16 protein-coding genes are annotated in these 14,321 nt (G+C 68.2%); 12 read left to right on the top strand and 4 right to left on the bottom strand.

The window, feature by feature from the left end:
- Positions 1 to 12 precede the first annotated feature (12 nt).
- The 3 genes from ACZK4H_RS03565 (at position 13) to ACZK4H_RS03555 (ending at position 2,510) form a co-directional block, all read left to right on the top strand.
- On the top strand, positions 13 to 975 hold the full coding sequence (locus ACZK4H_RS03565; RefSeq protein WP_087921594.1) for a LysR substrate-binding domain-containing protein: 963 nt from the start codon (positions 13 to 15) through the stop codon (positions 973 to 975).
- 123 nt (positions 976 to 1,098) lie between these two features.
- Entirely contained in the window at positions 1,099 to 1,503 is a 405-nt protein-coding gene (gene rnk, locus ACZK4H_RS03560) for a nucleoside diphosphate kinase regulator (protein WP_005408156.1), read from the top strand.
- Positions 1,504 to 1,553: 50 nt separating this feature from the next.
- Entirely contained in the window at positions 1,554 to 2,510 is a 957-nt protein-coding gene (locus ACZK4H_RS03555; protein WP_099552742.1) for a transaldolase, read from the top strand.
- Positions 2,511 to 3,108: 598 nt separating this feature from the next.
- Here the strand turns inward: ACZK4H_RS03555 and msrA are convergent.
- Both msrA and ACZK4H_RS03545 read right to left on the bottom strand, forming a co-directional pair.
- Positions 3,109 to 3,774 carry a peptide-methionine (S)-S-oxide reductase MsrA gene (msrA, locus tag ACZK4H_RS03550; RefSeq protein ID WP_197577791.1) on the bottom strand — a complete coding sequence of 222 codons (666 nt, stop codon included), beginning with the start codon at positions 3,772 to 3,774 and terminating at the stop codon, positions 3,109 to 3,111.
- Between the two features lie 30 nt (positions 3,775 to 3,804).
- Positions 3,805 to 4,068, bottom strand: coding sequence for a putative signal transducing protein (locus tag ACZK4H_RS03545; protein ID WP_099552744.1), 264 nt, complete (start codon positions 4,066 to 4,068; stop codon positions 3,805 to 3,807).
- A 211-nt stretch (positions 4,069 to 4,279) separates the two neighbouring features.
- Here ACZK4H_RS03545 and ACZK4H_RS03540 point away from each other — a divergent pair, with 211 nt between their 5' ends.
- From ACZK4H_RS03540 to ACZK4H_RS03515, 6 genes are all read left to right on the top strand, one after another.
- Positions 4,280 to 6,028, top strand: a complete 1,749-nt coding sequence (locus ACZK4H_RS03540) for a glutamine--tRNA ligase/YqeY domain fusion protein (protein WP_099552745.1) — start codon at positions 4,280 to 4,282, stop codon at positions 6,026 to 6,028.
- A gap of 43 nt (positions 6,029 to 6,071) precedes the next feature.
- Positions 6,072 to 6,725: a hypothetical protein gene (locus ACZK4H_RS03535; protein ID WP_099552746.1), complete on the top strand. Its 654-nt coding sequence runs from the start codon at positions 6,072 to 6,074 to the stop codon at positions 6,723 to 6,725.
- A gap of 48 nt (positions 6,726 to 6,773) precedes the next feature.
- Positions 6,774 to 7,496 (top strand): DUF6348 family protein, encoded by a 723-nt coding sequence (locus tag ACZK4H_RS03530; protein WP_099552747.1) that lies wholly within the window; start codon positions 6,774 to 6,776, stop codon positions 7,494 to 7,496.
- 98 nt (positions 7,497 to 7,594) lie between these two features.
- Complete coding sequence (locus ACZK4H_RS03525) at positions 7,595 to 8,155, top strand: nucleoside deaminase (protein WP_004154307.1); 561 nt, start codon at positions 7,595 to 7,597, stop codon at positions 8,153 to 8,155.
- On the top strand, positions 8,139 to 9,206 hold the full coding sequence (gene rlmM / locus ACZK4H_RS03520; protein WP_099552748.1) for a 23S rRNA (cytidine(2498)-2'-O)-methyltransferase RlmM: 1,068 nt from the start codon (positions 8,139 to 8,141) through the stop codon (positions 9,204 to 9,206). The genes ACZK4H_RS03525 and rlmM overlap by 17 nt, the downstream gene beginning before the upstream one ends.
- Before the next feature lie 51 nt (positions 9,207 to 9,257).
- Positions 9,258 to 9,653 (top strand): EF-hand domain-containing protein, encoded by a 396-nt coding sequence (locus ACZK4H_RS03515; protein WP_099552749.1) that lies wholly within the window; start codon positions 9,258 to 9,260, stop codon positions 9,651 to 9,653.
- A gap of 68 nt (positions 9,654 to 9,721) precedes the next feature.
- Here ACZK4H_RS03515 and ACZK4H_RS03510 read toward each other — a convergent pair whose 3' ends face one another.
- Complete coding sequence (locus tag ACZK4H_RS03510; RefSeq protein WP_099552750.1) at positions 9,722 to 10,903, bottom strand: UbiH/UbiF family hydroxylase; 1,182 nt, start codon at positions 10,901 to 10,903, stop codon at positions 9,722 to 9,724.
- Positions 10,900 to 12,108, bottom strand: coding sequence for a 2-octaprenyl-6-methoxyphenyl hydroxylase (ubiH, locus tag ACZK4H_RS03505; RefSeq protein WP_099552751.1), 1,209 nt, complete (start codon positions 12,106 to 12,108; stop codon positions 10,900 to 10,902). The genes ACZK4H_RS03510 and ubiH overlap by 4 nt, the downstream gene beginning before the upstream one ends.
- A 107-nt stretch (positions 12,109 to 12,215) precedes the next feature.
- On the opposite strand from ubiH, the gene ACZK4H_RS03500 reads away from it, so the two are divergent.
- From ACZK4H_RS03500 to ACZK4H_RS03490, 3 genes are read left to right on the top strand one after another with little or no spacing between them, the layout of a single operon-like run.
- Complete coding sequence (locus ACZK4H_RS03500; RefSeq protein ID WP_049428818.1) at positions 12,216 to 12,800, top strand: hypothetical protein; 585 nt, start codon at positions 12,216 to 12,218, stop codon at positions 12,798 to 12,800.
- Between the two features lie 8 nt (positions 12,801 to 12,808).
- On the top strand, positions 12,809 to 13,363 hold the full coding sequence (locus tag ACZK4H_RS03495) for a cob(I)yrinic acid a,c-diamide adenosyltransferase (RefSeq protein WP_099552752.1): 555 nt from the start codon (positions 12,809 to 12,811) through the stop codon (positions 13,361 to 13,363).
- 9 nt (positions 13,364 to 13,372) lie between these two features.
- Positions 13,373 to 14,311: a histone deacetylase family protein gene (locus ACZK4H_RS03490; protein WP_099552753.1), complete on the top strand. Its 939-nt coding sequence runs from the start codon at positions 13,373 to 13,375 to the stop codon at positions 14,309 to 14,311.
- Positions 14,312 to 14,321: the final 10 nt, after the last annotated feature.

Here is a 14,321-nt window from a genome sequence, read left to right as displayed (position 1 = left end):
TGGGGTGTAAGGATGAACCTACGTGATCTGAAGTACCTGGTAGCCCTGGCCGACCACAAGCATTTCGGCCGGGCTGCCGCTTCATGCTTCGTCAGCCAGCCCACGCTGTCCACGCAGATCCGCAAGCTGGAAGAAGAGCTGGGCCTGCCACTGGTGGAACGCGCACCGCGCAAGGTGATGCTGACCCCGGCCGGCCAGGAAGCGGCGGCACGGGCGCGTGTGATCGTGTCCGAAGTGGAACAGCTGAAGGAAGCGGCGCGACGCAGCCGCGACCCGGAAGCCGGTACGGTGCGCCTGGGGATCTTCCCGACCCTCGGCCCGTACCTGCTGCCGCATGTGATCCCGCGCATCCGCGAGCGCTTCCCGGAGCTGGAACTGCTGCTGGTCGAGGAAAAGAGCGATGTGCTGCTGGACCGCCTGCGCGAAGGCAAGCTGGACGCCGCGCTGCTGGCCCTGCCGGTGATCGACGACCAGCTGCATGCCGAGTTCCTGTTCGAGGAACCGTTCCTGCTGGCCGTTTCCGGGCGCCACCCGCTGGCCCGTCGCGAACACCTGGACGTGCAGGAACTGGCCACGCAGAAGCTGCTGCTGCTGGAAGACGGGCATTGCCTGCGCGACCAGGCACTGGAGGTCTGCCGCCTGTTCGGCGCCAACGAGAAGTCCGAGTTCCGCGCCACCAGCCTGGAAACCCTGCGGCAGATGGTCGCCGCCGACGTCGGCATCACCCTGCTGCCGAGCCTGTCGGTGCAGCCGCCGGTCCCGCGCTCGAACAACATCCGCCTGCTCGACTTCACCGGTGAAGGCCGTCCCAGCCGCCGCATCGCCATGATCTGGCGCCGCAGTTCGGCCATGAACGACTTCCTGATGGAGCTGGCCGACCAGTTCAAGCGCCTGCCGCAGGCGCTGTTCACCCTGGAGGCGGTCAACGCCGCCGGCGACACTGCCGCCCTGCCCGGCCCCGCGCTGAACGGCTGAACCCCCGCAGCACCGGCCTGGAATCGGCAGGAGTCGATTCCGGCCGCATTTGTCCCCACAATACAGACAGGCGGCGCCAGCAGGTGCCGCCTTTTGCATGGCTTTCAACCAAGGAGCTTCACCATGAGTACCGCCAGCGGCCTGCCGCCGTCGATCACCGTTTCCACCTTCGACATGGACCGCCTGGACGCCATGCTCGAATCCCCCGCGCTGAGCCAGACGCCTGCCGCGCTCGCGCTTGCTGAAGAACTCAACCGTGCCACCGTGCTGGCACCGGACCAGATTCCCGAAGGCATCGTCATGATGCATTCGCGCGTGGAGTGCGAAGATGAAGTGTCGGGCGAGAAGCACGTCCTGACCCTGGTCTTCCCCCGCGAAGCCAACGTCGATGAAGGCAAGGTTTCCGTGCTGGCCCCCGTCGGCAGTGCCCTGCTCGGCCTTTCGATCGGCCAGAGCATCGACTGGAACGCGCCCGGCGGCCGCAAGCTGCGCCTGCGCGTGACCGCGGTCCACAACGACCGCCCCTGATTACCGCTGCGCACCGCGCGCGATTCGATCCCCCTGCACCAGGAGCCGTAATGAGTACCCCGTCCAAACTGTCCCAGCTGCGCGAACTGTCCGTGGTCGTTGCCGATACCGGTGACTACGAGGCCATCAAGCGCCTGCAGCCGGTGGACTGCACCACCAATCCGACCCTGGTGAAGAAGGCGCTGGACCTGCCGGTCTACGCCGAGCTGATCGAACGCGAACTGGCCTGGGGCCGGCAGCAGACGGGCGACCGCGAAGCCGTGGTGCATGCCGTGGCCGACCGCCTGACCATCGGCGTCGGCGCGCTGCTGAGCACGCTGGTGCCGGGCCGCGTGTCCACCGAAGTGGATGCCGACCAGGCCCACGACACCGCCGCCACCGTGGCCAAGGCCCGCCAGTTCATCCAGATGTATGCCGATGCCGGCGTGCCGCGCGAGAAGATCCTGATCAAGATCGCCGCGACCTGGGAAGGCGTGGAAGCCGCGCGCATCCTGCAGGCCGAAGGCATCGACTGCAACCTGACCCTGATCTTCAACCCGACCCAGGCGCTGGCCTGCAGCGAAGCCGGCGCGTTCCTGATCTCGCCGTTCGTCGGCCGCATCCTGGACTGGTACGTGGCCAACGGCCAGGCCCCGGCCAGCATCGACGAAGACCCGGGCGTGAAGTTCGTGCGCGGCGTGTACGCCGAATTCAAGCGTCGCGGTTCGCCGACGGTGGTGATGGGCGCCTCGTTCCGTTCGACCGCGCAGATCGAAGCGCTGGCCGGCTGCGACCGCCTGACGATTTCGCCGGACCTGCTGGAGAAGCTGGACGCCGACCACGGCGAGCTGCCGCGCAAGCTGGTGGCCGGTGCCGCCGACGGCGTGGCGGTGACCCCGATTGATGCGGCGAAGTTCGCGGCGGATCTGGCCGCCGATCCGATGGCGACCGAGAAGCTGGCGACCGGTATCGATGCGTTTGCCAAGGATCTGCAGGCGCTGCGCGAGCGCATTCGCTCGGAACTGTAATTCCGGCCAACGGCTGAGCCCCTCGTGGCGGGTCGGTTGGTCGCGAAGAGCAAAAAGCCGCGCTGGGTCGGTCGGGTTGGGTTCGCGGGAGACGCCGTAAACCCATCCGTGGGGGCTTGGCCGCCGCATCCATGCGGCGGACACTCCCGCGAACCCAACCCGACCGCCCTCTGACAGTTTCCGGTGGCCGCCCGCCACGGAAGAAAGAAAGAAGAGCAACAGCGGGTCGCGCGCTTCGCTTGCTCGCAGCCGAGCATGACTCGGTTCTACAGAAAGCACTGCAGGATCAAACAAAAAGGACGCGGCGAACGCCGCGTCCTTTTTGTTTTTCTTCAGTTCGTCAGTAACCCATGCTCTCGCCCACCGTCACCGGGAAACTGTCGAAGGTGGGACGGGTGCAGATGGCGGGACCGTCCACGGCATGGATGCCGTGGCCGAGCCCCCAAGGACGGGTTTACGGCGTGTCCCGCCATCTGCACCCATCCCGCCAAACTCACAGCAAACCAGAGCCGCTTTGGCTTTGGCTTTGGCTTTGGCTTTGGCTTTGGCTTTGGCTTTCAGCCGTTGACGTTGCCCGCCGCAGGCGGACCACCGCGCGTCAGCGCGGCGCCTCCACATCCAAACCGATCGGGCAGCTCACGCCGGTGCCGCCGATGCCGCAGTAACCGTTCGGGTTCTTCGCCAGGTACTGCTGGTGATAGTCCTCGGCGTAGTAGTACTCCGGTGCCGAATACACGATCTCGGTGGTGATCGGGCCGTAGCCGGCCGCATCCAGCTGCGCCTGGTACGCCTCGCGGCTGGCCAGCGCCGCGGCGTACTGTGCCTCGTCGGTGGCGTGGATCGCCGAGCGGTACTGGGTGCCGGTGTCGTTGCCCTGGCGCATGCCCTGGGTCGGGTCGTGGCTTTCCCAGAACAGCTGCAGCAGCCGCTCCAGGCTCACCACCGCCGGGTCGAACACCACCTGCACCACTTCAGTGTGGCCAGTCAGGCCCGAGCAGACCTCTTCATAGGTCGGGTTCGGGGTGATGCCGCCGGCATAGCCGACCGAGGTGCTGTACACGCCCGGTTCGGTCCAGAACTTGCGCTCGGCGCCCCAGAAGCAGCCCAGTGCGAAACGGATCTGCTGCAGGCCGGCGAAACGGTCCTTCAGCGGATGGCTGTTCACGAAGTGTTGGTTGCTGTGCAGCGGCAATGGCTGCTCGCGCCCCGGCAGCGCCTCTTCCGGGCGCGGCAGGCGCTGCTTGAAGGCGCCGATGCCGAGGATGCCCTGGCCAATTCCCAACATGATGCGCTCCTACGCCGGCAGGCCGGCTATGTCGTCTGCATCTGAAATGGGGTCGGATGGGGCTTGGCCCAAGTCCAGCGCGGCAACGATGTCCTCGGCCTGGGTGCGCGCGGCATCGGGGATTCCCACCCGCAGCACGCCAAACAGCGGCAGTTCGCCCATGCCGCCCAGCAGCGACTCGCCGAACACGAAGGCCGGGATGCCGGCATCTTCCAGCGCGTGCTTGACCAAGTGGGCGTCGAACAGGTTGTCGGCCTTGTACACGATGTGCATGCGGCGGCTCCGTGGGACAGGGTTCCAGCATACGCCCGGGGGCTGAATGGTGGTGGTGACGGCGCATGACCGTTCTGCCGGCCAGCGGCCGGCGCTACCGGAAGATGGGTGGGTAGTGCCGGCCGCTGGCCGGCATCCCCACACCCCACCGGGCAGCCCTGCCCCGTACGCGCTAGACTGTTGGTCTTTCTGCCTTTCTTTTCGCCGACTCATGTCCGAGCACACCCCCGCCAGCCCCGAGACCCCCGCCGACAGCCACGAAAAGCGCGATTTCATCCGCCAGATCGTGCGCGAGGACCTGGCCAGCGGAAAGCACCAGGCGATCAAGACCCGCTTCCCGCCGGAGCCGAACGGCTATCTGCACATCGGCCATGCCAAGTCGATCTGCCTGAACTTCGGCATCGCCGGTGAGTTCAGCGGCGTCTGCAACCTGCGCTTCGACGACACCAACCCGGCCAAGGAAGATCCGGAGTACGTGGCCGCGATCCAGGACGACGTGCGCTGGCTGGGCTTCAGCTGGAACGAGCTGCGCCACGCTTCGGACTACTTCCAGACCTATTACCTGGCCGCCGAGAAGCTGATCGAACAGGGCAAGGCCTATGTCTGCGACCTGTCGGCCGAGGAAGTGCGCGCCTACCGCGGCACCCTGACCGAACCGGGCCGCCCGTCGCCGTGGCGCGACCGCAGCGTCGAGGAAAACCTCGACCTGTTCCGCCGCATGCGCGCCGGTGAATTCCCGGATGGCGCGCGCACCGTGCGCGCCAAGATCGACATGGCCAGCGGCAACATCAACCTGCGCGATCCGGCGCTGTACCGCATCAAGCACGTCGAGCACCAGAACACCGGCAACGCGTGGCCGATCTACCCGATGTACGACTTCGCCCACGCCCTGGGTGATTCGATCGAGGGCATCACCCACTCGCTGTGCACGCTGGAATTCGAAGACCACCGCCCGCTGTACGACTGGTGCGTGGACAACGTCGATTTCGCCCATGACGATGCGCTGACCCAGCCGCTGGTCGACGCCGGCCTGCCACGCGAAGCGGCCAAGCCGCGCCAGATCGAGTTCTCGCGCCTGAACATCAACTACACGGTGATGAGCAAGCGCAAGCTGATGGCGCTGGTCACCGAGCAGCTGGTGGATGGCTGGGAAGACCCGCGCATGCCGACCCTGCAGGGCCTGCGTCGCCGTGGCTACACCCCGGCCGCGATGCGCCTGTTCGCCGAGCGCGTGGGCATCAGCAAACAGAACTCGCTGATCGACTTCAGCGTGCTGGAAGGCGCGCTGCGCGAAGACCTGGACAGTGCAGCGCCGCGCCGCATGGCGGTGATCGATCCGGTCAAGCTGGTGCTGACCAACCTGCCGGAAGGCCACGAAGAGCAGTTGACCTTCAGCAACCACCCGAAGGACGAGAGCTTCGGCAGCCGCGAAGTGCCGTTCGCACGCGAAGTGTGGATCGACCGCGAGGACTTCGCCGAAGTGCCGCCGAAGGGCTGGAAGCGCCTGGTCCCGGGTGGCGAAGTGCGGCTGCGCGGCGCCGGCATCATCCGCTGCGATGAAGTGATCAAGGATGCCAACGGCACCATCACCGAGCTGCGCGGCTGGCTGGATCCGGAATCGCGTCCGGGCATGGAAGGCGCCAACCGCAAGGTCAAGGGCACCATCCACTGGGTCAGCGCCGTGCATGGCGTGCCGGCCGAGATCCGCCTGTACGACCGCCTGTTCTCGGTGCCGAACCCGGATGACGAATCGGAAGGCAAGACCTACCGCGACTACCTCAACCCGGAATCGCGCCGCACTGTCACCGGCTATGTCGAGCCGGCCGCGGCCAGCGCCGCGCCGGAGCAGTCGTTCCAGTTCGAGCGTACCGGCTACTTCGTCGCCGACCGCCGCGACCACACCGAAGCCAAGCCGGTGTTCAACCGCAGCGTGACCCTGCGCGACACCTGGTCGGCCTGAGGATCTGCGCGGGCGCCAGGACGGCGCCCGCACGACCGCGACCATGATCACCGCCCTCTCCGCCCTGCTCTGGTTCATCTCGCAGCATCCGCTGCTGACGTTCTTTTCGGCGATGGTGCTGGCCGGTCTGGTCTCGTGGTGGCGGCGCTTTCCGGGCTACGCCATCGTGGTGTTCCCGCTGGCGATGCTCAACATCTTCCTCGGCCACTTCCTCAACGCCGCGTTCCTCAACGTGGTGGGCGAGCGTGGTGAAGCAGTGATCGTCAAGGCCGAGGAAACCAATTCCACGCTCAACGAGCAGTACATCTGGCGCTACGAAGCGGTGCTGCGCACTGCCGAAGGGCGCGATGTGGAGGTGGTGTTCCACACCAATACCGCTTCGTTGTGGCCGCTGGAAAACGCCATCCGCATCCCGGCGCAGGACCAGCCGTTCGTGGTGAAGTACACGCCGGGCTTCCCGCGCAACTTCGTCATCCTCACCAACGAATCACCGCATGGCATCGCCCAGGCCCGGGCCAGCGCGCGCGAGCGCGTGGAGGTGGCGGCGCGCAAGCTGCACTTCAGCCCGGGCAATGCCGATTTCCGCGCGGACTATCGCCGCGAGCTGGAAACCTGGCTGCGCGACCACGGCAACGATCCGCAGCAGCAGCCCGACGCGCAGCGCTATCGCGCCGAGCGCGACGCACTCGACCATTGACACCCGGCCCAGGCTGGATGTCCCACCCGATCCATCCAGAGGCCTGACATGACCACCTCCTCCACCGCGCTCCTCCCACTGCTGCAGCAGGTCCTGCAGGACGCCGGCATCGCCTGCCGCGTCGACGGCGGTGCACTGCTGCTGGAAAGCGGACTGCGCCTGACCCCTCACGCAATGGCCGCGCACGCGCGCGACAATGGCGGCTGGCAGACGTCCACGGTCATCGAGGCACAGCACCCCATCCTGTTCGCTGATGGACTGTTCGAGTACCAGCACGCCAACGGTGCCGACGAACGGACCTCGCTGCAGTCCGGCTTCCAGACCTGGGTGCGGGTGGACCTGGCGACCCTGCAGACTGCGATCGGCGCCGAAGATGCACAGGGCCTGCCGATGATGGGCCTGACCTATCCGGCCGGTGACGATGGCGAGGAACACGAACGCACCGTGGTGCTGGGGCCGTTGGCGCACTACCGTGCGCAGGAAGTGGATGCCTCCACCTGCAGCGAAGACGATCATGGCTCCTGCCCCTGCTGCCTGTTCACCCGCAGCATGGACGCCTTCGACGAGCTGCTGAAAGCCCGCCAGTTCCTCGCCATCCGCCTGTTCGCCTCGCGCGATGCCGGTGGCCTGTGCGAGGCCGATTGCCGGGTCAACGGCCACGACTTCGCCGCCGCCCTGCCCCTGCTGCGCGCCTACGCGGCCAGCTGGCCGCAGGCCGGGCTGGAGTTCCGCAAGCAGTACGTGGTGATCCGCACCGGCTCGCCGGGCTGACCCGCCGCCACACCCGATACAGGCCGGTGCAGCTACACTGCGCGCCGGTTTCCCAAGCAACCGCACTTTCTTCCATTCCACTACGAGGCACCCCCGCGATGCTGTACGCGCAAGTCCACCTGACCCTTCCCGCCTGGATCCACGACCAGATCGACCTGGATCGTCGATATCCGGGCGATGAGGCCAAGGTCGCGCTGGCGATCGAGCTGTCGCGGCTGAACGTCGAGCACGCCAGTGGCGGCCCGTTCGGCGCGGTGGTGTTCGGACCGGATGACAAGGTCATCGCCGCCGGCGTGAACCGGGTGATGCCGCATGCGACCTCGCTGGCGCACGCCGAGAACATGGCCTACATGCTGGCCCAGCAGCGCCTGCAGACCCCGCGCCTGAACGCGGTGCTGTCGCCGGTCACCCTGGCCACCAGTTCGCAGCCGTGCTGCCAGTGCTATGGCGCTACCGTGTGGGCCGGCATCGACCGCCTGCTGATCGGTGCCAACTCGGCCGACGTCGAAGAGCTGACCCCGTTCGATGAAGGCCCGCTGCCGGCCGACTGGGTGGGTGAACTCAACAAGCGCGGCATCGAAGTGGTGCAGGGCCTGAACCGCGACGCCGCGCGCAGCGTGCTGCGTGCCTATGGGGAAAGCGATGGCGCCCGTTACTGAGACCGGCATCGGCCTGCTGTGCCTGTGCCGGCAGGGCTTCGAGCCCGAGCTGGCCGGCGAGCTGCAGTTCCGTGCCGGCGAAGCCGGTTTCGCCGGTTATGCGCGTACCCAGCGCAATGACGGCTATGTGCTTTTCATGTGCGACGAAGCTGCGGCACTGGCTCCGCGCCTGCGCTGGCGCGAGCTGATCTTCGCGCGGCAGAAGCTGGCCGTGCTGGCCGAGCTGCCGCAGTTGGACCCGGCTGACCGGATCACCCCGATGCTGGAGGTGCTGGCCGATGCGCCGCGCTTCGGTGACCTGTGGGTGGAGCACCCCGATTCGGACGCCGGCAAGCCGCTGTCCGGGCTGGCCCGTGCCTTCGGCAATGCACTGCGCCCGGCGCTGCGCAAGGCCGGCAAGCTTACTGACAAGCCAAACAATCGCCTGCCGCGCCTGCACGTGGTGTTCGTCGACGGCACCCACGCCTTCGTCTGCGTGGCCGACCCGGCCGACAGCGCGCCGTGGGCATTGGGCATCCCGCGCCTGAAGCTGCTGCCCGAAGCGCCCTCGCGTTCGGCACTGAAGCTGGACGAAGCGCTGCTGACCCTGCTGACGCCGGAAGAACGCGAAGCGCTGGCCAAGCCCGGCATGCGCGCGGCCGACCTCGGCGCCGCACCCGGCGGCTGGACCTGGGTGCTGACCCGCCAGCACATGCACGTGCTGAGCATCGACAACGGCCCGCTGCGCCAGCACGTGCTGGACACCGGCCTGGTCGAGCACCTGCGCGCCGATGGCTTCCACTGGCACCCGGAGCAGCTGCTGGACTGGATGGTCTGCGACATGGTCGAGCAACCGCGCCGCGTGGCCGAACGCATGGCCACCTGGTTCCGCGAAGGCTGGTGCAGGCATGCGATCTTCAATCTGAAGCTGCCGATGAAAAAGCGCTGGGACGAAACCCGCTTGTGCCTGGACCTGTTCCAGGACCAGGCCGGCAAGCCGCTGGTGGTACGCGCCAAGCAGCTGTACCACGACCGTGAGGAGATCACGGTACTGGCCTCGCCGCTGCGCTGACGCTGCGGTGTCCGCCGGGCATGGCCTGGCGCTACCAAGGAGGAAGAACCCATGCAAGGTCGTTCGATTGCACTGCTGGCCGTCCTGCTGCTGAGTACAACGGCGATGGCCCAGCAGCTGCCGCACACCCCTGCACAGAGCCAGCCGCTGGGCCCGACCGGCGGCGCGATCCGCCAGCAACCGCTGGATGCCGGCCGGGTCAGCGGCAGCGTCGAGATTGCACAGCCGGCTGGCGAGGCACAGGTGACCGTACGTTCGCTGGAACCGAGCAGCGTGGTCGGCCAGTACCGCATCCACTTCGCTGCGCTGGATGTGAACGGCGATGGTTTCATCAGCCGCGAGGAAGCGCAGGCGAATCCGGCGCTGGCCGATGAGTTCAATGCGTTGGACGTGAAGCGTCGCGGCAAGCTGGATCGTGCCGACCTGGCCGGTTGGCTGGTTGATTGAAAAAGGGGACGGAGGGGATTAAGTCGTATGTCCACATACGACTTAATCCCCTCCGTCCCCTTTTTGCGTCAGACGCCGGCGGCGCGCTTCCAGAACGCCTGCACCAGCGGCGGCCATTTGCCGACGCAGCCCAGCGCGCGGCCGCGGGCCAGGGTCAGGTGCATTTCGTCGTTGGAGAACAGGCGGTTGATCGCGTCAAAGCTGTAGGCGGCGATCTGGTTGTCGCTGCGGCGTTCGCGCGCCCAGCGCTGCAGGCGCTGCGGCGACAGGCGCGGCTGGCCGCGGCGTTCGGCCGACGGCGCCAGCCACTGCTGCAGAGCAGCCACATCGCGCAGGCCCAGGTTCACGCCCTGCCCGGCAAGCGGATGCACCACATGCGCTGCATCCCCCAATGCCAGCACACGGCCGGCCACGTAGTGGCGTGCCAGCTGGCGGCGCAGCGGGAACGCCGCACGCGGCGAGGCCAGCCGCAGGTCACCCAGCCGCGCCGCAAAGGCGCGGGTCAGTTCGCGGTTGAACGCATCTTCGTCCAAGGCCAACACGCGCGCAGCCTCGTCCTCGGGCAGGGTCCAGACAATCGAGCTGCGGCGCTCGGCCACCGGCAGCAACGCCAACGGTCCGGTCGGCAGGAAGCGCTGCCAGGCCGTGGCCTGGTTCGGCAGTTCACTGTCGACATAGGCCACCACGCCACGCTGGTGGTAGTCATGCGTTTCCACCTCGATCCCGGCCAGCTGGCGCAGGGTCGATTCGGCACCGTCGGCGGCCACCGCCAACGACGCTTCGAGGCGACGACCGTCGTCCAGGCGCAGGCGCACGCCGTCCTCGTCCTGCTCCAGCGCTTCCACCCGTGCCGGGCAATGCAGCTGCACGCCCGCCGCGGGCAGCGCCGCCCACAGGCGGTCCTGCAGCAGTCCGTTCTCGACGATGTAGCCCAGCTCACGACGACCGAAGCGATCGGCGTCGAACAGCAGATCCTCGCCACCGGCCGCGTCCCACACCTGCATGCGCCGGTAGGGCCAGGCGCGGGCCTGCGCGATCGCCTGCCATACGCCGAGGCGGTTCAACAGCTGTACGTTGTCAGCGGCGAAGGCGAACACGCGCAGGTCGGGCTGAGCGGCCTGCCACGGCGCGGGCTCACGACCTTCCACCAGCGCAACCGACAAACCGGCATCGGCCAACGCCAGCGCGCAGGCGGCACCGACCACGCCACCGCCGACGATGGCCACGTCCAGGCGCGCACGCCGGCTCATGCCGCTTCTCCACGGCACAGCCGCGGCACTTCGCCACGGAAGCCCATCGCGCCACCGACCAGCATCGACTGTACCGAGGCACGTTGTGCGGCCACCAGGCCGAGACTGCGCAGCGGCCGCATCAGCGGCGCCGGGTTGCTGGTCAGGCGCGCCAGGCCTCCGGAAAACGCCACGGTCTGCCGGCGGTCCTCCTCACGGCGCGCGACATAGGCCTGCAGCAGCGCATCGCTGCCGGCATCATCGATGGAATCTTCCAGCAGTTCGGCCAGGGTCAGCGCATCGCGCAGGCCCAGGTTGAAGCCCTGTGCACCCAGCGGGTGGATGGTCTGCGCGGCATTGCCGAGCAGCACCGTGCGTTCACCGGCCAGCGCACGCGCCAGCACCTGGATGAGCGGGTAGGCGCTACGCGGGCCAGATTCGAGCAGGCGGCCGGCACGCCAGCCGATCGCGCTCTGCAGGCGTTGCAGCCACGCCGTATCGTCCAGCGCCATCACCGCATCGGCCTGGTCCCGTGCCACGCCATGCACGGTGCCGAAGTGGCGATCGCCACGCGGCAGCAGCGCGGTCGGGCCGGTATCGGTGAACCGCTCCCACGCGGTGCCATCCGGCGCGCGCTGGCTGCGCACGCGGGCCACGAACAGGGTCTGCTGGAAATCATGGCGGTCGACCTCGATGCCCAGTGCACCGCGCACGCCACTGGTCGTACCGTCGGCACCCACCACCAGCCGTGCCAGCAGCACGCGTTCGCCGGCCTCGTCGGCGACCCGTACCTGGCGGTAGCCATCGACCACCTCGCCCAGGCCCAGGAACCGCATCGGCCGGTAACGGTGCAGCCGCGGCAGCTCCTGCAGGCGCGCTTCCAGCGCTTGGCCGAAGTCGCGGGCGACCACCACCTGGCCGAACCACGGCCGGTCATAATCGGCCGCTTCCAGCTGCACACGGCCGAAATCGCCGGCGCGGCTGACGTGGATGCGCCGGATGGGGCCCGGCGCCATCGTCAGTTTCTGCATCACCCCCAGCGCGGTCAGCGCATTGACGGTGGCTGCGGCGAAACTGAGGTTGCGCTGGTCGAACACCGCCGGCAGCTCGCCGGCGGGGCTGGCCTCGAGCAGGCCCACGTCGCGGCCGAGGCGGTCCAGGGCAATGGCCAGGCTGGCGCCCACCAGGCCACCACCGACAATCAGCACGTCATGTCGTTCACTCATGTGTTCATGATACGCGCTCGCCCCGACTGTACGCCGAACGGGCGGCACCTGCGCCAACCCGCGCGGCGGGCTAGAATGAAACCTGAATCCGCTCCGGGCCCGCCTCCATGTCCGACACTGCCAACCGCGCCTTCGTCCTGTCCGTGCTCGTTCTGGTGCTGGCAGCGACCCGGGTCAACCACTTCGCGGCAATCCCCGATGCGTCGTGGGCGGTGTTCTTCATCGGTGGCTTCTACCTGGCGCGCTGGACGCGCTGGGCGTTCCCGCTGCTGATGGTGTTCGCGGTGCTGGTCGACTGGATCGTGATCCGCAGCAGCGGCCTGGATTTCTGGCAGCACTACTGCGTGTCGCCGGGTTACTGGCTGCTGCTGCCGGCGTACTTCTCGCTGTGGGCCGGCGGCATGCTGCTGGGCCGCAACTACCAGACCGCGCGCTGGCCGGTGCTGGCCAAGGGCGCGCTGCTGCTGGTCGCGTCGGTGGCGGTCTGCCACCTGCTGGCGCAGGGCGGTTTCTACTGGAGCAGCCGCAACGTGGCCGAGCCGACCCTGGCCGGCTGGGCGCAGAACTACGCGCAATGGTTCGGCCCCTACCTGCGTACCACCGCCATCTACGTGGCGCTGGCCGCCGCGCTGCAGCTGGCCGTGGAGCAGGTGCTGAAGCTCCAGCAGGCCCGCCGCGACATCCGGCACTGAGCCACGCCATGGGTCATCGCCTCTCGCGCATCTACACCCGCACCGGCGACGACGGCAGTACCGGCCTCGGTGACGGCCAGCGCGTGGCCAAGGATGACGCCCGGGTGGCGTCCTACGGCACCGTCGACGAAGCCAACGCCGCGCTCGGCCTGCTGCTGGCGGCACCGTTGCCGGAGGACGTACGCGCACTGGTCGTGCACCTGCAGCACCAGCTGTTCGACCTGGGTGCCGAGCTGTGCATCCCCGGCCACGCCGCGATCCACTCCGCCGATGTCTCGGCACTGGAACAGCAGTTGGACCACTTCAACGCCGGCCTGCCGATGCTGAAGGAGTTCATCCTGCCGGCCGGGGGCGAGGCGGCAGCGCGCTGCCATCTGGCGCGCACCATTGTCCGCCGCGCCGAGCGCGAGACGGTCACCCTGGCCCGCCACGAAGCCGTGCGCAGCGAGGCGCTGCAATACCTCAACCGGCTGTCGGACCTGCTGTTCGTGCTGGCCCGGGTGCTGGCCCGTGCCGACGGCCAGGGCGAGGCGCTGTGGCAACCGCAGCAGCGCCAGCGCTGAGTCGGCACGATGCTGGTCTACACCCATCCGTCCTGCCTGCTGCACGACCCCGGCCCCGGCCACCCGGAGTGCCCGCAACGCCTGCAGCACGTACTCGATGCGCTGCATGCGGCCTTCCCTGGGCAGCTCGAATGGCGCGAGGCGCCGCCGGCCAAGTTCGGCGAGCTGACCCGGGTCCATGACAGCACCCTGCTGGACTTCGTGCTGCAGCCGCAGACCGTGCCGCTGCGCCAGCTGGACATGGACACCTGGACCTCGCCCGGCTCGGCCAGCGCTGCCGTGCACGCCGCCGGTGCCGGCGTGGCCGCAGTCGATGCGGTGATGCTGGGCGACGACCCGCTGGCCTTCTGCGCGGTGCGCCCCCCCGGCCACCACGCCACCAGCAGCACGGCGATGGGCTTCTGCCTGCTCAACAACATCGCCATCGCCGCCGCCTATGCCCGCGACCGTCATGGCCTGGAGCGGATCGCGGTGGTCGATTTCGACGTGCACCACGGCAACGGCACCCAGGACATCTTCCAGCACGATGCCCGGGTCTCGTACTACAGCACGCACCAGGCCGGCCTGTTCCCCAATTCCGGCCTGCGCCGTGACCGCGGCGCAGGCAACCTGATGAACATCCTGCTGCCCCCCGGCAGCGGGGGCTTCCGCTTCCGCAACGTCTGGGCCGACGAGATGCTGCCGGCCATCGACGACTTCCGCCCGCAGCTGTTGCTGATCTCGGCCGGCTTCGACGCCCACCTGCGCGACCCGCAGGCCGACCTGATGCTGGAGACCGAGGATTTCGCCTGGATCACCGGTGAACTGCACGCGCTGGCACGGCGCCACGGGGCCGGCCGGGTGGTGTCGATGCTGGAGGGCGGCTATGACCTGCAGGCACTGGCCGAGTGCAGTGTGGCCCATGTCCAGGCCCTGATCTCAGCGGCTGGCGGCAACGCTGCCGGATGAACCCGAACCG

Source organism: Stenotrophomonas sp. 78350_Sma (assembly GCF_056482105.1).
The sequence above is the reverse complement of the archived record's forward strand: the minus strand, read 5'-3'. Positions and strand labels throughout refer to the sequence as shown.